The sequence below is a fragment of the Burkholderia sp. AU32262 genome, from assembly GCF_020419985.1.
GTDB lineage: Bacteria > Pseudomonadota > Gammaproteobacteria > Burkholderiales > Burkholderiaceae > Burkholderia > Burkholderia semiarida.
On the sequence record NZ_JAIZRS010000024.1, the window covers coordinates 1 to 22,434 of the forward strand.

The window sequence follows — 22,434 nt, forward strand, 5'->3', positions numbered from 1 at the left end:
CCTTCGCGAGCGTCGCGTAGAGGATCGTCGCGTTCGGGTTCGCGAGCAGCAGGCCGGTCGGATTGCCCCCGGCATCGCGCAGGATCGTGCCGCCCGGCGGCTCCGGCGTGTCCTTCGTATAGCCGACGACACGCAGCGCGGCCGCGTTCAGCAACGCGCGGTCGTACAGGCGCAGGATGAACACCGGCGTGTCCGGTGCAACCGCGTTGAGCTCATCGATCGTCGGCAGCCGTTTCTCGACGAACTGGTGCTCGGTGAAGCCGCCGACGACGCGCACCCATTGCGGCGCGGGCGTCACGGCGACCTGGCGCTTGAGCATCTCCATCGCGACCGCGAGCGACGGCACGCCGTCCCAGCGCAGTTCCATGTTGTAGTTCAGGCCGCCACGAATCACGTGGCAGTGGTTGTCGATCAGGCCCGGCAGCACGCCGCGGCCGCCGAGATCGACCACTTTCGTCGCGCGGCCCGCGAGCGGCATGACGTCCGCGTCGCTGCCGACGGCGACGAAGCGGCCGGCGGCAATCGCGACGGCCGTCGCGACGGGGTTTGCGCGGTCGAGCGTCGTGATGCGCCCGTTGTGCAGGATGAGATCGGGTTGAGTATCGGTTGCGCTCATGATTTTGTCCTCGATGCGGTCAGAAGCCTAGCCAGTGACGAACCGGCGCGATGGCCTGCGCGCCGACCAGCATGCCGGCGAGGCCCACCAGCGCGATCAGCGGCGGTGCCGGCGAGCGCACCCTGATCACGCTGTACACGACGCCGATCAGCACGCCGGCGCTCAGTGAAAGTAGATAAGATTCCATAACGATTTTTCTCCCGGCCGGATTAGAATGACCCGCATCGCATCGGCCGCATGCTTCGCCGCCCTCGCATCCCTTCGCTTTCCCGTCATCCCGTCCGACCATGCAACACCTTCCTGATCTCGAAGCCTGGGCCATCTTCGCGCGCGTCGCGGAGACCGGTTCGTTCGCGAAAGCCGCGGAAACGCTCGGCGTATCGCAACCCACCGTATCGAAAGCGATCGCACGCCTCGAAAAGCGCCTCGGCGCGATGCTGCTGTACCGCACGTCGCGCAGGCTGTCGCTCACGCCGACCGGCGAACTGCTGCGCGACCGTGCGATCCGGCTGCTCGCCGATGCGGAACTGATCGAAAACGAAGCATCCGCGCAGGCGCTCGAGCCGCACGGCCTCGTGCGCGTGAATGCGCCGATGTCGTTCGGGCTGCGCCACCTGTCGCCGGTGCTGCCCGCGTTTCTCGAGCGCTATCCGCGCGTCGACATCGATCTCGTGCTGACCGACCACATCGTCGACATCGTGTCCGGCGGCTTCGACGTCGCGATCCGCATCGCCGAGCTCAGCGATTCGACGCTGCGCTCGCGCCGCCTCTGCGCGGTGCGCCGGCCGCTCGTCGCGTCGCCCGCGTATCTCGACCGGCGCGGCCGTCCCACGCATCCGCGCGACATCGAACAGCACGTATGCCTGACGTACACGAACCTGCCGACGCCTGAGCACTGGCGCTTCCGTCATCCGGCGTCGGGCGAGGATTTCGGTGTGAACGTGCACGGCCGCATTCGCACGAACAACGCGGACGTGATCCTCCCCGCGCTCGTCGGCGGTCATGGTCTCGCGCTGCAGCCCGAGTTCCTGGTATGGGACGAACTGCAGCGCGGCGAGCTCGAGGAAGTGATGAGCGACTGGAAGATCGCGGACATCAACGTGAACCTCGTCACGCCGCCCGGCATGCTGCGCGCCGCGCGCGTGACGGTACTGCTCGATTTCCTCGCCGACCATTTCTCGCACGCGCCGTGGGCGCTGCCCGCCGCCTGAACGCGCGACGGCCGACGGCCGGCAATCGCCGCATCCCGTGCGGCGATCGCGGCCGGCGGCCCGTTACTTCGCCGGCACCGGCGGAATCGACTCGTGCGGCGTCGCGGTGCGCTGCGGCGCCTTGTGGAGCATCGTGTACGCGTAGTCCACGCCCATCCCGTATGCGCCCGAATGCTCCTTCGCGATCGCCATCACCGCGTCGTACGTCTCGCGGCGCGCCCAGTCGCGCTGCCATTCGAGCAGCACCTGCTGCCACGTGACCGGCACCACGCCGGCCTGCACCATGCGCTGCATCGCGATATCGTGCGCGGCCTGCGACGTGCCGCCCGATGCATCGGCGACCATATAGATCTCGTAGTCGCCTTCGAGCATCGCGCACAGCGCGAACGTCGTATTGCAGACTTCGGTCCACAGGCCCGACACGACCACCTTCTTGCGGCCATTCGCGGCGAGCGCATCGCGCACCTTCTGGTCGTCCCACGAGTTCATCGACGTGCGTTCGAGCGTCTTCTGGTTCGGGAACACGTCGAGCAGCTCGGGATAGGTGTGGCCCGAGAAGCTCTCGCTTTCGACCGTCGTGATCGTGGTCGGGATGTTGAAGACCTTCGCGGCCTTCGCGAGCCCGACGACGTTGTTCTTCAGCGTCTGCCGATCGATCGACTGCACGCCGAAGGCCATCTGCGGCTGCTGGTCGATGAAGATCAGCTGGCTGTTCTGCGGTGTCAGTACTTCAAGCTTCGGGTTGCTCATGGCGGATGGGTCCTGTGAACGGAAAAAGGGGGGCCTGCCTCGACCGTGACAACGGGAGGAGCCCGGAATGCATCGGCGCCGGATCGTCGTCATCCGGACCCGAACATTTAAGCCGCAAACGCTCGGCACGAACACCCAAGGAATGGAATCGATCCGATTCCCGAATGGATGGCCGTTCCGGCCCGCCCGCCCTTTTTTTCTTCACGCAAACCCGATACGCTCTCAAGACTTCGGCGGCGCCGCTCCGGCGCCGCTCGGCCCTCACGAGGCGCACCACCATGAAACCGTATGTCCTCTCGCTGCTCGCCGGCATCCTCGCCGGCGTCATCTACGGCGCGATCGGCGTGAATTCGCCCGCGCCGCCGATCATCGCGCTTCTCGGCCTGCTCGGCATGCTGGCCGGCGAACAGATCCTGCCCGTCGCGCGCCGGATGCTGTCCGGCCATCGGCTGAACACAGCATGGCGCGACGCGCAGTGCAGCCAGCACATGTTCGGCGCGCTGCCGGGCGGTGCCGCGAACGACCGCAAGCCTTCTTGATCCACCCCATCGCCGCCGGCCGCGCATGACCAACGTCGAGCTGTTCCATTATCTGTTGCTGTTGATCTGCGGCGCGGGCGCGCTCACGTGGCTCGCCGAACGCGTGTCGATTCCGCCGGCCGTCGTGCTGCTGCTCGGCGGCTGCGCGGTCGCCGTCGCCGGCAAGCGCGTGCCCGACATGGACCCGGCGCTGCTGCTCGCGGCCGTGCTGCCGCCGCTCCTGATGTCGAGCGGGTTCTACACCGCCTGGAAGGAATTCCGGCAGGAGCTCGCATCGATCGCGTCGCTCGCGCTCGGGGCCGTGGCGTTCACGACCGTCGCGGTCGCGCTCGCCGTGCATGCGGCGAATCCCGCACTGCCGTGGGCCGCGTGCTTCACGCTCGGCGCGATCGTGTCGCCGCCCGACGCGGTCGCCGCGAAGGCGATCCTGCAGCGCCACCCGCTGCCCGCGCGGCTCGTCGCGGTGCTCGAAGGCGAAAGCCTCGTCAACGACGCGTCGGGCCTGCTGCTGTACCAGATGGCCGTATCGGCCGCGCTCGCCGTGTCGATCACGGCGGCGAGCGCCACCGGCCTGTTCTTCTCGCTCACGCTGATCGGCATCGCGGTCGGCCTCGCGTGCGGCCACGCGATGTGCTGGGTGCTGCCGCGCCTGCGCGACCCGATGCTCGGCATCGTCGTGACCTTCGCGATGGCATGGGGCAGCTACGGAATCGCGGAAGCGGTCGCCGGCTCGGGCGTGCTGTCGGTCGTCACCTGCGGCCTCGTGCTCGGCGTGCGCCAGCATCGCGTGTTCGACGCCGACATGCGGATCAAGGCGAAGGCGACGTGGGAAGCGATCGTGTTCGTGCTCGACGCGCTCGTGTTCATCCTGATCGGCCTCGCGCTGCACGCGATCCTCGCGGGCGTGAACCACGAAGGCGCGGTGCTGATGGCCGGCCTGCGGGTCGCGCTGCCGGCGACGGCCGCCGCGATCGGCGCGCGCATGATGTGGGTGTTCGCCGCGATGTGGCTGCCGGGCCGCCTGCGCGCGCGGCGCGCGGGCCACGCGGCGTGGTCGTGGCGCGAAGCGGTCGTGCTCGGCTGGTCGGGCATGCGCGGCGTCGTGAGCCTCGCGGCCGCGATCGCGCTGCCGGCCAATTTCCCCGGCCGCGACCTGATCCTGTTCAGCACGTTCCTGCTGATCATCGCGACGCTCGTCGTGCAGGGCGGCACGCTCGCGCCGCTGATCCGCGTGCTGAAGCTGCGCCCGGCCGCGCGCCGCACGATGTCCGAGCACGCGGTGCGCGCGCACACGTTCGGCGCGGCGCTCGCCGAACTCGATGCGCGCGAACAACGCGGCGCCGGCCTCGAACGTGCATCGCTGGACCGGCTGCTGACCGAATACCGCAACCGCGTCGCGTTCAACGAGCGCGCACACCGCGACGGCGCGGCGCCCGCCGACGTGCGCGCGCGGATGCTGCGCGTCGAACTGGAGCTGGTCGGCGTGTCGCGCGACGCGCTGCTCGACCTGCATCGCGACGGCCGGGTCGACGACGCGGTGCTGCACCGCATAGAATCGGAGCTGGATTTCGAGGAGCTGCGGCTGCAGCGCCTGCTCGAACCGTAACGTCCGGCCCGCGGCATGCCCGGCCGGCCCGGCCCCTTTCCCCACCTGGAATTGCAATGAGCGAACTCACCGTCGAAGCGAGCATCGGCCCGGTCGATTACCTCGTCCACTTCACCGATGGCGTCCACCAGTGGCGCGCCGACGAACCCGCGTCGCTCGGCGGCGGCGATACGGCGCCGACGCCCGTCGCGCTGCTGCTGTCGAGCCTTGGCGCGTGCACCGCGATCACGTTGAAGATGTATGCGCAACGAAAAGGCTGGCCGCTCGACGAAGTGCACGTGAAGCTCGCGCACGAATCGGGCAGCGCGGGCAGCACGATCGTGCGCCGCATCACGCTCGACGGCGAGCTGACCGACGAACAGCGCGAACGCCTGCTGCAGATCGCGAATGCATGCCCGGTGCACAAGATCCTCACGCACCCGATCGCGATCGACACGGCGATCGCTTGAGTATTCCCGCCCCCGTCACAGATTCCCGTCATGTCCACCTCGATCAAGACCCTGCTCACGCCGCGCGAAAGCGACATCGGCAACCTCGTCGTGCGCCGCGTGCTGCCCGCGCGCGCCGCGCGCCTCGTCGGCCCGTTCATCTTCTTCGACGAAATGGGCCCGACCGTGCTGCCGGCCGGCCACGGCATCGACGTGCTGCCGCATCCGCACATCGGGCTCGCGACCGTCACCTACCTGTTCGACGGCTCGCTGATGCATCACGACAGCCTCGGCTTCCGGCAGAAGATCGTGCCGGGCGACGTGAACTGGATGACGGCCGGCCGCGGCATCGTGCATTCGGAGCGCTCGCCCGACGAGGATCGCCCGCGCGAGCAGCCGGTGCACGGGATCCAGACCTGGGTCGCGCTGCCGGTCGAGCATGAAGACACCGCACCCGCGTTCGTTCACCATGCGGCCGACACGCTGCCGTCGTTCACGCGCGACGGCGTGACCGTGCGCGTGATCGCGGGCACCGCGTTCGGGCTCGCATCGCCGGTCGCCGTGTTCTCGCCGACGCTCTATGCGGTTGCGGAATTCGCGTCGGGCGGCACGCTCACGCTCGATGCCGAACATGAAGAACGCGGCGTGTATCTCGTCGACGGCGACCTCACCGTCGACGGCACGCCGCTCGCCCCGGCGACGATGGCCGCGCTCGAACCGGGCGCGAGCGTGGCGCTCGCCAGTGCGAACGGCGCACGCGTGATGTTGCTCGGCGGTGCGCACCTGCCGGGCGAGCGATTCATCGAATGGAATTTCGTGTCGAGCGAACGCGCGAAGATCGACGCGGCGCGGGCCGCGTGGGCCGATCAGACCTTCGGCAAGGTGCCGGGCGAAGAAAACGAATGGACGCGGCAGCCGGAACGCAAAGCGCAGTAGGCAGCCTGCCCCGACAAGGCGACGACGGCCGGCCATCATGCCGGCCGTCGCGCGTTTACCGCTTCAGCCCCATCAGCTTCGCGAGCACCGGCCAGCGATCGAGCGACGCGTCGAACGCGCGGCGCGCCTGCTCGTCGACGTAGCGCTCGGGATCGAGCGCGGGCAGATGCCGCGCGAGGCCGATCACGTCGTTCGGTTGCGACAGGCGATCGTCGTCGCCTTCGCCGGTAATCGTCACTGTTCGTCGATCCATACGCCATCCGGAGTTTTCACCGCGTAACCCGCGGCCGTCTGCATCGTCACCGTGCCCTCGTTCTCGCCGATCATCCGCGTGCGCGGCAAATCGGCCGCGTATTGCGCGAGCGTCGCGCCCGGCTTGAACGGACTGTTCGACACGAGATTCGACAGCAACTGCGCGAGCGCGAGGAAGCTGGTCGGCTGCTCGATCACGGTCGTCGCGCCGTGGTTGCCGGTGAAGCCGACGAGCCGCACGCCGACCGGCCCGTGCACGATGCGCGGCGTCGGAATCTCGCGCAGCCCCGCGATCTGGTTCTTGTCGCCGCGCAACGCGGCGCCGTGCTCGGGCACGAACACGATCACCGCGCGGCGGCCCGATTGCGCGATCAGGTCGGCGAGCCGGTCGAAGTCGGTCATCAGTTTCGTCGCGCGCTGCGGATACGAGTCGATGCTCGTCAGCGCGCTGCCGACGACGCGGTTGCCGTCGTGCAGGCTGATCGTGTTGTAGTACAGCGCGACCGGCCCCGGCACCGACGCGCGCTGCGCGTACCAGTTCGCGAGCGTCGCATAGTCGTCCTTGATCCCCGAGCCGTCGAACGCATGCATCGCGACGGGCGCGGCCGCGTTCGAGATCATCGGCGCATCGGCCACGCCGATGTTGTCGTGGATCACCTGCAGGAAGTTGTCGAAATGGCCGTCGTGGTTCAGCAGCGACTGCACCGTGTAGCCGGCGCCGGCCAGTTGCGAGAACAGGTGGCACTGCTGCGGCGCGGGTTTGTACAGGTCCGCATGCGCCTCCTGCCCGCAGCTCGCGCGCAGCACGCGGATCGCCGCCGGGCCGCTGTAGCTCGCGGCCGTGCTGAAGTTCGTGAACAGGTAATCGAAGTGGCTCAGCATCGGATGGTTGCGCACCTTCGCCGCATCGAGGTCGTCCCACGACAGCGAACAGACGTGCAGCACGATCACGTCGAACTGCGCGGCCGGATCGCTGCCGAGATGACCGAACGCGACCTGGCGCTGCGATTCCTGCGCGCGGAACGTCGCGAGCGCCGCGTTGTGATCCTCGGGCGCGTCCACGCGCGTGGCGCCCGCCGCGTTCGCCTGCGGCTGGGCCGGCGCGACGACGCGCGCCATCAGCCCGCTGCCGGCCTGCCACAACGGCATGACAACGAGCACGGCCACCACGAACGTCGCGACGCGCAGCCAGCGATTGACGATGAAATAGACGATCAGCACGCCGACGATCGTCAGCGCGAGCACGGGCGGCAACAGGCGCGGCAGCAGCTCCATCCAGTAGTCGAGCCGGAACGTGCTGACTTCGCGCGCGGCCTCCGCGAGACGGGCGAGCGGCGGCGCATGCAGCTCGCGCGCGAGCAGCGGCACCGCGATCGCGATCGCCAGGACCTGCCGGACGATGCGCCATGCGCGCGACCGGATCGGCGCGCTCGCCACCAGCGCCACCGCGAACGCGAGGTTCGCGAGCCAGAACGGCTGCAGGCGCCCGGTCGCGAACAGCGCGAACTTCAGGATGAAATACAGATTCCAGAACGTCATCTAACCCACTCCATGATGCGCGCCGCGTCAGTCGCGCGCGCGATCGAGTTTCGGCGCGAGCATGGCCTGCACGCCGCGCGCCGCACCCTTCCACATTCGTACGTAACCGTCCAGCCCGATCCGCAGCACTTCCTTGAGCCCGCCGAGCGGCGTGTCGGGCCGCGCGCCTTCGTGCCAGTCGAGCCACGCATCCGCGCGGCCGAACGTGCATTGCACGAGCTGACGCTCCTGTTCGAGCGTCAGCGCCTCGAAGCTCACGCCGACGTGGGTCGGCGTCACACGGGTCACGCGCACCGGGAACGGAAACGCGCGGTCGCCGCGCGTCACGCACACCGTCAGCGTGTCGCCGACCGCGAGCGTCAGCCCCGGCACGGCTTCAAGACCGAGGCCGCCGGTCGAGTAGTCGCTCGTGAAGCACGCGGCGGTCGAGCCGTCGGCGAGCAGCAGCATCGCCGGCACGCGCATCGCGATCCGGTGCGTGACGCGCACCTGCTTCGTCTCGCGCGCGACGGCCAGCGCCGCGCCGAGCATCGCGAGGTTGTACACGGTCCAGCCGAGCGTGATCAGGATCGTCGACGCCTCGTCGCCCTGGTCGGCCACGAGCCGCCACAGGCCGGCGACGATCGCGAGCACGTTCAGCGCGAACAGCACGAGATACGGCTTCGACGTCGACCAGTCGACGTAGCCTTCGTCGATCTTGCCGCCCTTGTCGGTCACGTTGAACTTGCCGTGCTTCGGGCTGAAGAACGCGACGGTGGTCGGCAGCGCGATGTACCACGCGAGCACCGATTCGTAGACCTCGGCCCAGAACGAATGCCGGTAGCGCCCCTGCATCCGCGAGTTCGCGATGTTCGCGAGCACGAGGTACGGGATCACGTAGCTCGCGAGCGCGAGCGACGACGCGTTGATGAAGTACAGGTGGAAGAACAGGTACGCGAGCGGGATCGTCAGGAACACCAGGCGCGGAATCCCGTAGAAGAAGTGCAGCATCGCGTTGCCGTAGCAGATCCGCTGGATGAAACCGAGCCCGCGCCCGAGGAACGGGTTGTCGATGCGGAAGATCTGCGCCATCCCGCGCGCCCAGCGCGTGCGCTGCTTCACGTGGCCCGCGAGGCTTTCGGTCGCGAGGCCGGCCGCCTGCACGGTCGGCAGGTACGCCGACGTATAGCCGCGCCGATGCAGCTTGAGCGCCGTGTGCGCATCCTCGGTCACGGTTTCGACCGCGACGCCGCCGACCTCCTCCAGCGCGCTGCGCTTGAGCACCGCACACGATCCGCAGAAGAACGTCGCGTTCCACAGGTCGTTGCCCGACTGCACGAGGCCGTAGAACAGGTTGCCCTCGTTCGGCACCTCGCGGAACGTGCCGAGGTTGCGCTCGAACGGATCGGGCGAGAAGAAATGGTGCGGCGTCTGCACGAGCGCGCACTTCGGGTCGCGCAGGAACACGCCCATCGTCGTCTGCAGGAACGAGCGCGTCGGCACGTGATCGCAGTCGAAGATCGCGATGTACTCGCCGTGCGTCTTCGGCAACGCGCGGTTGATGTTGCCGGCCTTCGCGTGGAGATTGTCGTCGCGCGTCAGGTAGTCGATGCCGGCCTCGGCCGCGAATGCCGCGAATTCCGGGCGCCGGCCGTCGTCGAGCAGGTACACGCGCAGCTTCGCGGCGGGCCAGTCGATGCTCTGCGCGGCGAACACGGTCGGCTTCACGACCGACAGCGGTTCGTTGTAGGTCGGGATATAGACGTCGACGCTCGGCCAGGTGTCCGGATCGTCGGGCAGCGGCACGATCGGCCGGTCGAGCGGCCATGCGGTCTGCACGAAGCCGAGCAGCAGGATCATCCACGTATAGGCTTCGGCGCCATACAGCAGGTAGCCGGCGACGGCCTCGATCGGGCTGCGGAAATCGAGCGTCTGCGTCGTGCGCCACCATACGTAGCGCACGGCCGCGAGCAGCGCGAGCGACGCGAGCGCGAGGGTCGGCAGATGGCCCGGCAGGCGGCGCAGCGCGAGCGCGAGCACCGCGACGATCGCGAAGAACGCGAACTGCGCGCCGGGCATCAGCGGCGACATCCCGGCCGCGGCCCACAGCACCGCGCCGGCCACGAGCAGCAGCGGCGCGAGCCAGCGGCGCCGGCCGACGCCGTTCGCGCGCGCATCGAGCCAGCCGCCCCAGCGCGCCCACGGCAGACGTTCGAGCATCGCGTTGATGCGCCGGCCGACCGCGCGCCCGGCCACGTAGACGGGCACCACGAACCTGTCGAACCACGCGAGCGGATCGCGCGCGGGCCGGCCGTCGGCCGCGCGCGGCGCGCGCACGATCGCGCGCCACAGCCATTCGCGCACGCTGAGCGGCTGCAGCACGCCCCAGTCGTGCGCGAGCTGCAGGAACGCGACGCGCACCCAGCGGCGCACATGATCGGGCCGCCCGGCCGGCGGCGCGTGGAAGAACAGCCGCACGAACCAGTCCAGCCGCGTGCGTTGCGCCGGCAGCCCGATGCCGCGCGCGCACCAGTCGGCCGCTCGACGGCCGAGCGCGCGCAGTCGCGACGCGAACGCGGCCTTCATCGCATGGCTCCCGCGCGGCCGGCGACGACCGCCTTCAGCCACGTATCGACCCAGTTCGCGACGCCGTTCAGGTCGTGCGACGCCTGCGAATACGGCGCGTCGTCGAAGATCCAGCTGCCGCGCGCGAGCGCTTCGGGCACGGCCGCGTCGACGTGAATGCGCTGCTCGAGCATCGACGCCGGCCCCGCGACCGCGCGCAGCATCGCCAGCGCGTCGCGCTGCATGTCGCGCGCCGGGTTCAGCCGGTTCACGACGATCCGCAGGTCGCCGCCGCCGGCCCGCAGCGCGCCGAGCCGCGCGGCCGTCGCCGCGCAGGCGGCCGGCTCCGGCGGCACGACGACGAGCGTCAGGTCCGCGCACCGGATCGCCTGCTCGGCCTGCGGCGACGGGTAGCGGGCGGTGTCGATCAGCACGACGCCGTCGGCCGGCAGCGCGATCTCGTGGAGCGCGCGCGCGAGCCACGCCGGATCGGCCACGAGCCGCGCATCGCACGCGGCCGCGCCGGCCGCGTCGACCTGCCCGTACGGCACGAACAGCACGCCGTCGGCGTTGCCCCACGTATGCGTGTGCCACGGTTCGGCGCCGCCCAGCAGGCCGTGCGCGAGACCGTGTTCGGCCAGCGTATCGAGGCCGAGCGCCGCGCCCATCAGGTTCTGTGCATCGAATTCGACGGCGACGACCGGCCGGCCGCGGCGCGCGAGCAGCACCGCGAGCGCGGCGGCGAGCGTCGTGCGGCCCGCGCCGCCCGTCGTCGACGTGAGGGCGATCGTCTTCATCGTGCCGCCTTGCTGTCGCGCTTGCCGCGCTGGTCGCCTTCATCGCCTTCGTCGCCGCCCGCGCCGGGCAGCAGGCGGCCGCGCAGCGCGACGGGCACGAGTTCGCACGGCACCGCGTCGCGCCGGTCGATGCCGCGCGGTGCATGAAAGCCGCGGCCGATGCCGAGGTGCTGCGCGACGATCCACACCGGCACCGCGATCACGATACCGACGATGAAGCCGATGACGAGTTCGGCGATCATGCGTCCTCCTGCTTGCGCAGCGGCATCGCGCTGCGAATGGCGCCGCGCGCACGCACGGCGGGAATGACGGGATCCGGCGCCGCGGTGTCGGCGGCAGCCGGCGCGGACGCCTGCGGCACGCCGATCGCGTCGAGCGCGACGACGGTATCGATCGCATCGATCGCGTCGCTCACCTCGCTCGCGTCGGGCAATGCCGCGCCGGGCGCGACGGGCGTGGCCGCTGCAGGCGCGGCGCCCGGCGGCCGCGCCGCTGCGAACAGGTCGCTGTAATCGGCGATCGGCGCGCGCCGGTTCTCGGCCTTCAGCGCGTCGAGCTCGGTGTCGATGCTGCCCTGCCCCAGGCACACGACGCGATCGGACAGCGTATCGACCGGCACGTCGAAGATCCGCGCGAGCGCGTCTTCGGCATCAACCGGCTCGCACGCGAACAGGAACACGAACAGGTGCCCGGCATCGGCCGTCACGACGTCGCCCGCGCGACGCGGCCGGCAATGCCGCAACGCGTCGACGTGCGACACGCCCGGCAGCAGCGTGAGCTTCGCGAGCGTATGCGGCAGCGCGAGCACCGCGCCGCGGTCGAGCACCGCGCGAATCCGCTGGCAGAACCCGCCGACCGGCAGGTAGCCGAGCACCGAATCGCCGAGCGCGGCCGCGAGCGCCGCGCGATAGTCGGCCGCGACGGGCCGCGCGTAGAGCTGGCCGTGCAGCGCGTGCACGGCGGCCTGCATCCGCGACACGGGCAGGTCGCGCGCGACGACGCGGTTCGCGCCGACGCTCAGCACGAGCATCTCGAACTGCTGGCGCAGCACCTCGCCGCGCTCGACGACCGCGATCTTCAGCGCGCCGCCGCACTGCCGGCGCAACGTATGCACGTCCGCGCACAGCGCTTCGAGCTGCGCATGCGAGCGGAACACGAGCACCGCGGTCGCGGCCTGCGCGTTCGCGCACGCGACGACGACGGCCGCGTTGTCGTCGACGATCTCCCAGCCGTCCGGCACGCGGCTCGCGCCGTCGAGCACCGCGCGGCTGACCACCACGCGATCCTCGTCGCTCGCGAGCTTCATCCGGTGCGCCGGTTCGGTCGCGCCGCCATCGACGCTGGCGGTCAACCGGCCGCCCGGCGCGAAGCGCAGCGGCCGCACCTCGCCGGCCGCGAGCGTGTCGCCCGCGCGCCAGAAATCGACGACCCACAGCAATTCGCCGTGCGTGCGCTGCAACTGCGCGACACCCGAGCAGATTCCGTGGAAGGCGCTGCGCGGCGCGCGCTGCGCATCGCGCACGAGCGGCGCATCGTCGGCACGCGTGTCGCCGCCTGCCCGGGCCGCTTCCGGGTCGAGCAGCAGCACGAGCGCGATCCGGCGGGTGCGGCACCAGCCGGCCAGCGCGTGCGCTTCCTCCGCGAGCGCGACCGGATCGTCCCAGCTGAACCAGCGCTGCGCGCCTTCGACGAAATACAGCGACCGGGCATGCAGCCCGTAGCGCTTCATCGCGCGCAAGCCGCCCGTCAGCCGCGCGAACGGGCCGGGCGCCGCGCGGCCCGACGCGCCGCCGGCCACGCCAGCATCGGCGCCGGCGTCTGCCGGCTCGGCCGCCGGCGGCATCGCCAGCACGTTCAGGTTGCGCGGCCAGCCGGCCGGCTGCGCGCCGCCCGCGAAGCCGAGCGATGCCATCTGCGCGGCGACGCTCGACGGATCGCGCGCCAGCACGATCGTGACGTCGCGTGTGCGCGCCTGCCGCGCGCTTTCCCACACGAGCGCGTCGCACCCCGGCGTGCCGCCGGCCGCGTAGATCGCGTAAAGGCCGCCGGCGTCCAGTTGCGTCCAGGCGTCGGGCAGGCCGTCGATCGCGAGCCGGCTCGATGCGCCGGCACGGCCGCCCGCCGGCCCCATGCGCAACAGCGCGCGCACGCGATCGACCAGGCCGGTGGCGCCGGGCGCGAGGCGGGTAGCATCGAATTCCGTAGTCACGCGTTCCCCTAGTAATCCGAATAAAGCCGCACGGGCGTGGGTGTCACGAGCCAGCTGCGCGGCGCGCGCGCATCGAACGCATAGCGCAGGTAGACGAGCGCCGAGCTCGGCGCATAGTCGTGCGACCGGTCGATGTGCAACTGCGCGCCGAAGCTCAGGTGCGGGTTCACGCGATACTCGACGATGCCGTTCACGCCGTACGAGAACGACACGCCGCGCGTCGAACTGCCCGCGTACACGAACCCGGCCGCCACCTGCGCGGCCCGCTGTCCGGAGAGCGTCGGGTAATACAGCGAATCCTTCTCGTAGCTGTTCGAGATCCCGCCCGTGACGGTCAGGTCCCACGACAGCGCATCGTGCCGCCCCGCCCATTCGATCGGCACGCCGAGCGACAGGTAGCGCTGCGGGCTGTAGTAACCGCCCTGCCCGTACGTGTAGTAACGCAGGTTCTGCGCGTAGTGCCACGCATTGCCGACGAGCCCGGTGCTGACCTTCATCGTCGCGCGCTCGTACACGGGCACCGTGAAGCCGGTGCGCAGCGTGACTTCCGCATTGCGTTCGACGTTGCGGCCGGACAGCACGCCCGCGCCGAGTTCCGCGAACAGGTTCGTGCGGCCGACGTCGACCGACGCGCGCAGGTTCACGCCGTCGCGGCGCACGCCGCCCCACACCGCGCCCGTCCACGGGTCGCGCATCCCCGCGTACGACAGCACGCTGCTCGTTTCCGGCCGGCGCGACGCATTCACGGAGAAGCTCGCGGGGCCGGCGTCGAAGCGGTAGCGCACGCCGCCGACCAGGTAATGCACCGGAAAGCCGAGCGGCGACGTGCCGAGATCGACGCGCCATGCATCGGACAGATAGCCGGCACCGAGCGCGACCCCCGTCACCGACTGGTGCAGCGAGCCCGACGGATTCGCGAGCAGCGCGGCAGCCTGCGGATTCGGCTGGAACGGCGGCGGCAGCCCGTTCGGCGCCCTGAGCCCCGCGTACGTGCCGAACGTCTTCAGCGAATACGCGTTCGGGTCGCTCGTATCAAGCGTGCCCGGGTCGAGATGCACGGTGTCGATCTGCGCGAATACGTGCCCGTCGTAGCGGACCGGCATCTGCATGTAGATCGGCACCTGCTGCGCGCGATACGACGAGATGCCTTCGTCGCCCGATTTGTACGCGGGTATCCAGCCGGTCTCGATCTCGGGATTGCGCCGCTGCGCCAGCTCCGCGAACGCGGCCTGCGCGGGTGTCAGCCCGTCGCGGCCCGGGCCTACCCCCGTCGCGCGCTCCTGCGACTGCGACAGCCGGTACAGCGACACCGCGTCGTCGTAGCGGCCCTGCGCCTCGGCCACGCGGCCGGCCGCGACCGTCACGTCGGCACGCGCCGGATATGCGGCCTGCAGCCGCCCGGTCACCTGCGCGGCTTCGTCCGGCCGGCGCAGCGCGTTCAGGCGGCGCACGGCCGACAACTGCGTGTCGACGTCGTCGTCCGGCGTGCGCGCCAGCACCGCCTGCACGCGCTCGCGGGCGGCCGCACGGTTGCCGCTGTCCTCGTCGATCCGGGCGAGCGCGAGCTGCGTATCGGCATCGTCGGGCGTACGCGCCACGACCGGCGCGAGCGCCTCGCGCGCCGCATCGTAATGCCCCTGCGCGCGTTCGAGATCGGCGAGTTCGAGTGCATAGCGCTTGTCCGCGCGGCCGGCCGGGCTCGCGCGATCGAGCAGCGTGCGCGCCTGCCCATAGTCCTGTCGCGCGATCGCGTCGTCGGTCTGCCGCAGCACGAGCCGCAGCGACTGGTCCTCCAGTCGCGCCGTCTGCGCGGGCGTCAGCGCCGGGTCGCGGCGCAGCGTGTCGAGCCACGCGGCGAGCGCGTCGTCGCGCCCCGCGCGGCCGAGCAGGTCGCCGTAGCGCAGGCGCACGTCCGCATCGGCTTCGCGCGGATGCGCGGCGATCCAGTCGTGGAGCGGCGCGAGGCCGCGCTCGGGTTCGCCCGCGTCGATCCACTGCGCGCCGATCGCGGCGAGCATGTCGGGATCGTCCGGCGCGCTCGCCTGCGCGTGCGCGAGCGTGGCGGCGAATGCCGCGCGGTCGCCGCGTGCATGCGCGCCGCGCGCGTCGGCGAGCGCATTTTCGGCATCGAGCTTGCGCGCGAGCGCACGCATCCCGTCCGAACGGTGCGCATCGTCGACCGGCGCCAGTGCGGCCTGCGCGCCCGCGACATCGTCGAGCGAGTTGCGATACAGCGCGTTCGCGTAGCGCATCTCGGGCGTATCGCTCAGCGCGAGCCCGTCGTCCATCACCGTGCGGCCGAGCTGCGGCAGCCCCATGTCGCGATAAAGGCGCGCGAGCGCGAAGCGCGTCCACGGCGCGTCGGGCGTCGCGCGCACGGCCGCCTCGTAGCGTTGCGCGGCCGGCCCGCGTGCCCCCTTGTCGGCCAGCGCGCGCGCTTCCTTCGCGAGCAGGTCGCCGCGCAGGCCGTCGAGCGCGCGCCGATCGTCGGCGCCCGTCACACGCCCTTGCAGCGCGTCGAGCAACGGGCCGATCCGGTCCGCGCGGCCGGTGTTTTCATACAGCGTGGCCGTGTCGCGCACGGCCGACACGCTCGGCGAGCGCGCGGCGAGCAAACCGCGCAGCAATGGCTCCGCCTGCGCCCAGTCGCGCTGCGCGAGCAGCGCATCGGCAAGCTGAAGCTTCGCGTCCGGGTTGTCCGGCTGCATCGCGAGCGCCGCGCGCGCGGCGCGCTCGGCATCGCGCGGGCGGCCCGCACTGGCCGCCTCGCGGCCCTGGGCGAGCAGCCCCCAGAACTGCGCGGTACGCGCGAGGCCTTGCCATTTGCCGCGCTGGTCGGTCGCACGCGTCGCGGCCCGTGCGAACAGCGCGCGCTTCGTCATGCCGCCCTTCGCGCAGGCGCAGCAGGCCGAGCCCGCCCAGCGCATCGGCGTCGTCCGCCCGCGCCCGCGCGGCGCGCGCGAGCAGCGGGTCGGCGGCGGCCAGGTCGCCGCGCGCCAGCGCCTGCAGCCCGCGCTGCTGCGCGATGTAGTCGGGATCGCGCTCGAGCCGGCGCTGCGCATCGCGCTGCCGATCGAGGCCGGCCGCGCGATCGCGGAATTCGGTATCGTCCGGCGCGAGCGCGAGATACGCGTGCAGCGCATCGAGATACGCCGGATCGCTGCCGGCCGACTGCAGCACGCGCCGCCACAGCGCCATCGCTTCCGTATGGTCCGCGTCGGCGCGCGTCGCGAGCGACGACGCGATCCGGTTCGCTTCCGCGCGCGTGTCGTCGCGCTGGTTCAACAGCCGCGCGAGCGCGATCGACGCGCTCGTGTCGCGCGGATCGGCGGCGATCGCGCGGCGCAGCGCGGCGATCGCCGGCTCGCGCCCGCCCGGCGCATTCGACACGATCTGGTAATATTCGGCGCCGAGCGCACCCGACGGCGCGCCGTTCGGAAACAGCGCGACGATCCGCCGGGCCGCCTCGTCGGCGCGGCCGCTGCGCGCGAGCAGCCGGATCTGCGCCATCTCGCCGCGCGCGCTCGTCGCGACGCGGTATTCGTCGGCCACCCGCCGCGTGGCCGGCGCATTCGGCGACTGCGCCTGCAGCCGCGCCAGCGACGCCTGCGCACCTCTCGCGTCGCCGAGCCGCAGCAGCACGCGCACCTGTTCGGCCAGCAGGTCGGGATCGCCCGGCGCGATCAGCAGGCCCTTGCGCAGCGCATCGCGCGCGAGATCGTCGCGATGCTTGATGCCCCACATCCGCGCGGTGTCGAGCTCGCGCCGCGCATCGCCGGCAGCCGCGGTCGCCGGTGCCGCGGGGGTCGCCGCCGCGGCGCCCGAAGCGGCGCCCGGCGCCGCCGCGCACACCGACGACGCGAGCCACGCGAATCCCGCGACGTGCGGCGCGGCGCGCTTCAACGGGCGGCGCACGAACGGCCTCCCCAACGGGTGCCGAGCGTGCCGTCCGCTTCGAACCGGTAGCGGCCGTCCCGCCAGCCGAGCCCGAACAGCGTCAGCACGCTGGAGTAATAGCCGGGCGCCGACTGGCGCGCGAGCGTCTCGACGCGCGCCGCCTGCGCATCCGCGAGCGCGTGCTGGCCGCGCGCGTCGAGGAACGGCACGGCCGCCGCGGAGAAGCCGCCGTTGCCGTCGTTCGGGCCCGCGACGCCCGTCGTCGTATCGACCTTCTCCGGCGGCGCGCCATGCGCGGCGATATGGTCGGCGAACGGCGCGAACTTCGCGAGCAGCGGCGCGGCGAGCGGATCGGCGCGGTCGAGCATGCCGGCCCACAGGTACACGCGAATCGCGTTGTACGCGCTCTCCGCGTGCGTATCCGGATCGGGCCCGAACCCCTTGCCCGCGCGATACAGCGCCCAGTCGGGCGAGAAGCCCTTCGGCGCGGTGTCGAGCAGCACGCGAGCGGTGCTGGATGCGAGCGCGGCCCAGCGCCGGTCGTCGGGCAGCCGCGCGCCGAGCGCGCGAATCACCTGCGGCGGCGAATAGCTCGGATTCACTCGCCATTGGCCGTTGGCCAGCTTGAACCCGGTCGGCCCCGGCAACAGCGTGAGGCCGAGGCCCGGCACGGTCGCCGTCTCGTCGTCGAGCACGCGTTTCGCGAGCAGCGCGCCGCGCGCCGTATAGCTGCGCTCGTGCCACAGCCGCCCGGCCTCGACGAGCGCATAGGCGATCCACAGGTCGGCGTCCGACGCCGCGTTCGCGTCGAGCACGCGCCATGCGCCGTCGGGCGCGCGGCCCCACAGCCACGCCGGCAAGCGTGCGCTCAGGTCGCCCTGCGCGAGATTGTTCTCGGTCCACGCGAGGATCGTGTCGAACATGCGCCGGTCGTTCGCGACCAGCGCGAAGAACAGCCCATACGCCTGCCCCTCCGATACCGTGCGGGAATCGGCCGAGCCGACGTCGATCACGCGGCCGTCGGCCGAGATGAAATCGCGCTTGAACGCGTCCCAGCGCGGCCACGTGGCGCTGCATCCCGCGGCGGCGGCATCGGCTGCACTGGCCGGCGCGGCCCGCGCGTGCATGGCCATGCCGGCCGCCGCGCACGTCACCGCCACCGCCAGCGCGAGCGTCGCGCCGACACGCCGCGCCGGCTGCGTCGCCCGTCGCTTCGTCATTGCCCGCGCCATCCGTTACATCCCCCGTCGACGCGCGGCGATTCGCTGCAGCACGCTGAACACGCCGAGCGCGAGCAGCAGCCCCGCGACGACGCCCACCGCGCCGAGCACGACCGGATGCCGCGCCGCCTCCGTCCACACGCGCGCATACCACGGCACGAAGCCGACCACGTAAGGCTCGCCGACCCGCAGGCTGTCGACCTGCCCCGGCCGCACCAGCGCGAGGTCGCCCTGCAGTTGCGACACGAGCCCCGCGTTCTCGAACACGTCGAGCAGATCGCCGAGGCGCGGCTGGTCGGTCGCCGTCAGCGCGACGACGCTGCGGCCGCGGCTGCCCGGCAGCTCGAAACCGGCGAGCGCGGCGAGCGGGCCCGTCTGTTCGATGTGCGCGCCGCCGTCGGCGACGCCCACGCCGTTGCGCCAGCGCTCCTTCACCGTGAACGCGACGCGCGTCGCGCCACCGCCGCCGCCCGCGCCGCCCGGCTCGCCGATCGCGAGCGGCAGCGACGCACGCCAGTTCGCGAGCAGCGGCGACGCCGGGGAGCCGTCGATCACGAGCACATCCTTGTGCCCGGACAGCGCGGCGACGTCGCCGGGCCGCGCGACCTGCACGCGCAGCGCCGGGAAGCCGGTCCATTCGCCCATGTGGCCGAGCATCGTCAGGTACGCCTCGAGCTCCTGCGGCGAGGGCCGCTCGGGCAGCACGACGGCCGTCTGCGACAGGTCCGCGAAGCGCGTGAACGGAAAGCCGCTGTTCGCGAAGAACGCAAGGTTCGGCAATTGCGCGTAATGGACGAAATGCGAGAAGTCGATCGTCGAATCCGGATCGATCGCCGCGCGCTGAGGCTCGGTGGCCGTGCTCGAGCACAGGCCCGTCTTCTGCGAATCGAGCGTGAAGCGGAATTGCAGCTGGTTGCCGCTGCCGACGCGAAACGCGGGAATGTCGACGTCGCTCGTCACGCGCCCTTCCGGCACCGACAGCAGCGGCAACTGCATGCGCCCGTGCGCGTCCTCCGCGTGGGCCGGCCCGAGCCGGTACGACTTCACGAGCTGGTCGTTGATCTCGACGGCGAGCGTCGAATTGTCCTGCACGGTCGGCGCCGTGTAGCGGTAGCGCAGCGTGATCGGCACGCCCGCGCCGTTCCACGAATGCAGATCGGCCGGCACGCGCAGGTTCAGCCGGATCGCGTCGGGCGTCGTGCCGCGCACTTCGAGCTGGCGCGGGTCGTTCACGAGCTCGCGGAACGCGATCGGCCGGTTCACCGGCAGCCAGCGCGGCGCGTCGTACGGCTTGCGCGGCGCGCCGAGATCGACGTGCGCGACCGTCGCCGCCGGCCCGGACAGCGCCGCGCGGCCGAGCACGAGCGTCGCGACCGCGTCGTCGACCTCGGCCGCCGTGCGGCCCGTGACGATCAGCAGCTTGCGCCCCGGCGCGGCCGGATTGTCGGCGACCGCGAGCAGCGGACCGTTGATGGGTGGCAGCGCGAGACCGGCCGGCAGCGTCGCGGCCGTGCCGACCACGACGGCCTGGTCGTCGGCCGGCAGCGCGGCCGATACCGGGAAGCGCGCATGCCGGTAGTCGGCCAGCGCGCCGAACCACGACGCGAGCACGCCCGCGCTGCGCAGCGTCGCCGAATCGGGCGTGGCCGGCAGCACGAACGGCAGCCGCAGACGGCCGTTGTCGCGCCGGTCGAAGAACGGCGCGGGCAGCAGCGCGAGATCGTTCGGCAGGCGCACCGGCGATTCGTCGAGGATCAGCTCGCTCGTCGGGCTCACGTCGGCCCACAGCGCCGAGTTCGCCGGATCCTCGCAATGGTCGAGCGTGTAGTGCGCGATCAGGCGCAGGCCGATCTGGTTGAAATCGGAAAAGTAGCGCGGATCGATCGGGATCTCCTGCGTGACCGTGCGCCCGGCGCGTGCCGCATCGAACGGAACGGTCGCGATCACCTCGCCGTTCACCGACACCTTCAGGTGCGACAGCGGAAAGACCAGCGACGGCGAATACGCGTAGGTCAGGCGCAGCCGCGCGCCCGTGATCACGCGGTCGAGCCGCACGCCGGCGTTGATCGTGCGCGCGTCGTCGGCGCCGCGCAGGCGCAGCGGATCGAACGCGCCGAGCGATGCGAACGGCATGCGCACGGTCGTGGCCGGCAGGCCGGCGGCCGGCGCGCTGGCCGCCGTCGGCACGATAGCGGGCGTCGCGGCCGGCGCTGCATCGGGGGCCGCCGCGCGATCGGCAGCGGACGTCGAAGCGGCGGCCGGCACCGCCGGCATCGGCGCGGCCGACAGCGCGGCCGCGTGGAAAGCGCCGGTCATCGCGGCCGCGAGAACGAACAGCGACACGGCCGGCCTCATGCGCCGCTCTCCATCGTCACGATCGTCCGGTCCATCCGCGCGTCGCAACGGACGCGCGCAAAGCAGCTATGCCCGTGAGTGCACATCCCCTCTGCTTCCTCTCATCTATATGACCTGATTGCATTTGTCGGTACGACGCGGCGGATGCTTCAACGGCCGGTTCGTCGCGTTGCGGCGCGCCTGGCACCGGCGCCCGCCCATTCGTCACACTATCTCAAAAATAGAACAAAACTTACCGTGATTCGCGACTATGAAGCGAAAAAACCTCAATTCGGTCGGAAATGCCGCGCGGGAAGAGGGAATGGCAAGAATTGCGCCGTTGCCAGCGGGACGGCTGGAACGGCATACTGCCGGCGCGATACGGCTGGCCGGGGGCCGGGCACCGGCCGCGGTCCGTGGCGGACCGCCGTCGCCACGCGCGCTGCCGCAGGCGGCGCGTATGCTACCGCAAGTACGTGTCGCGCGACGTACTTTCTTCATGGAAAACTGACTTGAATCAAACCGCCGACTCCGCCACCCCGTCCGCCGACACGTTGCTGCGCATCATCGCGGCACAAGCCGAAATCGCGAAACTCGGCATGGACCTCGGCAGCGTGATCGCGTACGTCGCCGAACAGATGCCGAAGCTCACCGGCGCGAGCGCCGCCGCGGTCGAATTCGCCGAAGGCGACGACATGGTGTACCGCGCCGCGTCGGGCACGGCGGCCGGCATGCTCGGCCTGCGGTTGCGGCGCTCGGGCAGCCTGTCGGGGCTGTGCGTGCAGCAAGGCGAGTTGCTGCACTGCATCGATTCCGAAACCGACCCGCGCGTCGATCGCGATGCGTGCCGCCGGGTCGGCCTGCGCTCGATGCTCGTGATGCCGCTCACGCATGCCGACACGACGGTCGGCGTGCTGAAGGTGATGTCGCCGGACGTCGACGGCTTCTCGCCGGCCGACTCGGCCACCCTGCGGCTGATGGCCGACCTGATCGCCGCCGCGATGTTCCACGCGGCGCGCAACGAAGCGAACGAGCTCTACCTGCGCGCGACCCACGACGCGCTCACGGGCTTGCCGAACCGCGCGCTGTTCTACGACCGCCTGCGCCAGTCGATGCACTCGGCGCTGCGCGCAAGCGGCCGGCTCGGCATTCTCAACATCGACATGGACGGGCTGAAGCCGATCAACGACGGGTTCGGCCACCGCGCGGGCGACGCCGCGCTGCGCGAGGTCGCCACGCGGATGCAAGCCGCGGTGCGGCGCTCGGATACGGTCGCGCGCATCGGCGGCGACGAATTCGCGGTGATCCTGCCGAATATCGGCACACGCGACGATGCCCATGCGCAAAGCACGCGGCTCGCGCGGCTGGTGGGCGAGCCGTTCGAATTCGACGGGCATGCGCTGCAGCTCGGCGTCAGCGTCGGCATCGCGGTGCTGCCGGACGACGGCACCGACATGAATGCGCTGATCGAGCACGCGGACCACGCGATGTACGCGGCCAAGCGCACGCGATCGCGGCGCTCCGCGCAAGCATGACGCCTCGCATGCGCCGGACGG

The 22,434-nt window shown here is 71.3% G+C and carries 17 protein-coding genes and 1 pseudogene; 6 read left to right on the top strand and 12 right to left on the bottom strand.

Going from position 1 to position 22,434, the window contains the following annotated elements:
- The coding region (locus LGN10_RS25320; RefSeq protein ID WP_226225383.1) for an amidohydrolase family protein at positions 1-616 on the bottom strand (616 nt) is incomplete at its 3' end.
- A gap of 19 nt (positions 617-635) precedes the next feature.
- Entirely contained in the window at positions 636-803 is a 168-nt protein-coding gene (locus tag LGN10_RS25325; RefSeq protein ID WP_059573780.1) for a DUF1427 family protein, read from the bottom strand.
- A gap of 100 nt (positions 804-903) precedes the next feature.
- Between LGN10_RS25325 and LGN10_RS25330 the strand changes: the two genes are divergently transcribed.
- Positions 904-1,827, top strand: coding sequence for a LysR family transcriptional regulator (locus LGN10_RS25330; RefSeq protein WP_059573781.1), 924 nt, complete (start codon positions 904-906; stop codon positions 1,825-1,827).
- A 63-nt stretch (positions 1,828-1,890) separates the two neighbouring features.
- Here the strand turns inward: LGN10_RS25330 and LGN10_RS25335 are convergent, their stop codons facing one another.
- Entirely contained in the window at positions 1,891-2,577 is a 687-nt protein-coding gene (locus tag LGN10_RS25335) for a hydrolase (RefSeq protein WP_124658917.1), read from the bottom strand.
- Between the two features lie 278 nt (positions 2,578-2,855).
- Between LGN10_RS25335 and LGN10_RS25340 the strand changes: the two genes are divergently transcribed.
- Genes LGN10_RS25340 through LGN10_RS25355 form a run of 4 tightly spaced genes read left to right on the top strand, consistent with a single transcriptional unit; the run spans position 2,856 to position 6,086 of the window.
- The gene (locus LGN10_RS25340; protein WP_059573783.1) at positions 2,856-3,116 is read left to right on the top strand and encodes a DUF1427 family protein; all 261 of its coding nucleotides are present in this window, start codon (positions 2,856-2,858) and stop codon (positions 3,114-3,116) included.
- A gap of 25 nt (positions 3,117-3,141) precedes the next feature.
- Positions 3,142-4,722, top strand: coding sequence for a cation:proton antiporter (locus tag LGN10_RS25345; protein ID WP_059573784.1), 1,581 nt, complete (start codon positions 3,142-3,144; stop codon positions 4,720-4,722).
- Between the two features lie 56 nt (positions 4,723-4,778).
- Positions 4,779-5,171 (top strand): OsmC family protein, encoded by a 393-nt coding sequence (locus tag LGN10_RS25350; protein ID WP_059573785.1) that lies wholly within the window; start codon positions 4,779-4,781, stop codon positions 5,169-5,171.
- A gap of 30 nt (positions 5,172-5,201) precedes the next feature.
- Positions 5,202-6,086, top strand: coding sequence for a pirin family protein (locus LGN10_RS25355; protein WP_226225384.1), 885 nt, complete (start codon positions 5,202-5,204; stop codon positions 6,084-6,086).
- A gap of 55 nt (positions 6,087-6,141) precedes the next feature.
- On the opposite strand, the gene LGN10_RS25360 is transcribed toward LGN10_RS25355, so the two are convergent.
- From LGN10_RS25360 to bcsB, 9 genes and pseudogenes are all read right to left on the bottom strand, one after another.
- The gene (locus tag LGN10_RS25360) at positions 6,142-6,339 is read right to left on the bottom strand and encodes a hypothetical protein (protein ID WP_059573787.1); all 198 of its coding nucleotides are present in this window, start codon (positions 6,337-6,339) and stop codon (positions 6,142-6,144) included.
- Positions 6,321-7,877, bottom strand: a complete 1,557-nt coding sequence (bcsG, locus tag LGN10_RS25365) for a cellulose biosynthesis protein BcsG (protein WP_226225385.1) — start codon at positions 7,875-7,877, stop codon at positions 6,321-6,323. The genes LGN10_RS25360 and bcsG overlap by 19 nt, the downstream gene beginning before the upstream one ends.
- A 27-nt stretch (positions 7,878-7,904) precedes the next feature.
- Complete coding sequence (gene bcsA, locus LGN10_RS25370) at positions 7,905-10,442, bottom strand: UDP-forming cellulose synthase catalytic subunit (RefSeq protein ID WP_226225386.1); 2,538 nt, start codon at positions 10,440-10,442, stop codon at positions 7,905-7,907.
- Positions 10,439-11,218 (bottom strand): cellulose biosynthesis protein BcsQ, encoded by a 780-nt coding sequence (bcsQ, locus tag LGN10_RS25375; protein WP_226225387.1) that lies wholly within the window; start codon positions 11,216-11,218, stop codon positions 10,439-10,441. The genes bcsA and bcsQ overlap by 4 nt, the downstream gene beginning before the upstream one ends.
- Entirely contained in the window at positions 11,215-11,460 is a 246-nt protein-coding gene (locus LGN10_RS25380; protein ID WP_059640897.1) for a hypothetical protein, read from the bottom strand. Before LGN10_RS25380 ends, bcsQ begins: the two co-directional genes overlap by 4 nt.
- The gene (gene bcsE / locus LGN10_RS25385) at positions 11,457-13,427 is read right to left on the bottom strand and encodes a cellulose biosynthesis protein BcsE (protein WP_226225389.1); all 1,971 of its coding nucleotides are present in this window, start codon (positions 13,425-13,427) and stop codon (positions 11,457-11,459) included. Before bcsE ends, LGN10_RS25380 begins: the two co-directional genes overlap by 4 nt.
- A gap of 8 nt (positions 13,428-13,435) precedes the next feature.
- Positions 13,436-17,342, bottom strand: a pseudogene (locus LGN10_RS25390) (cellulose synthase subunit BcsC-related outer membrane protein).
- Positions 17,327-18,556 carry a cellulose synthase complex periplasmic endoglucanase BcsZ gene (gene bcsZ / locus LGN10_RS25395; RefSeq protein WP_226225391.1) on the bottom strand — a complete coding sequence of 410 codons (1,230 nt, stop codon included), beginning with the start codon at positions 18,554-18,556 and terminating at the stop codon, positions 17,327-17,329. The pseudogene LGN10_RS25390 and the gene bcsZ overlap by 16 nt, the downstream one beginning before the upstream one ends.
- A gap of 3 nt (positions 18,557-18,559) precedes the next feature.
- Entirely contained in the window at positions 18,560-20,899 is a 2,340-nt protein-coding gene (gene bcsB / locus LGN10_RS25400) for a cellulose biosynthesis cyclic di-GMP-binding regulatory protein BcsB (RefSeq protein WP_226225393.1), read from the bottom strand.
- A 491-nt stretch (positions 20,900-21,390) separates the two neighbouring features.
- Here bcsB and LGN10_RS25405 point away from each other — a divergent pair, with 491 nt between their 5' ends.
- A complete protein-coding gene (locus tag LGN10_RS25405; protein WP_226225395.1) occupies positions 21,391-22,413 on the top strand; it encodes a sensor domain-containing diguanylate cyclase in 1,023 nt (340 codons plus the stop codon).
- The last annotated feature ends 21 nt before the right edge of the window (positions 22,414-22,434 follow it).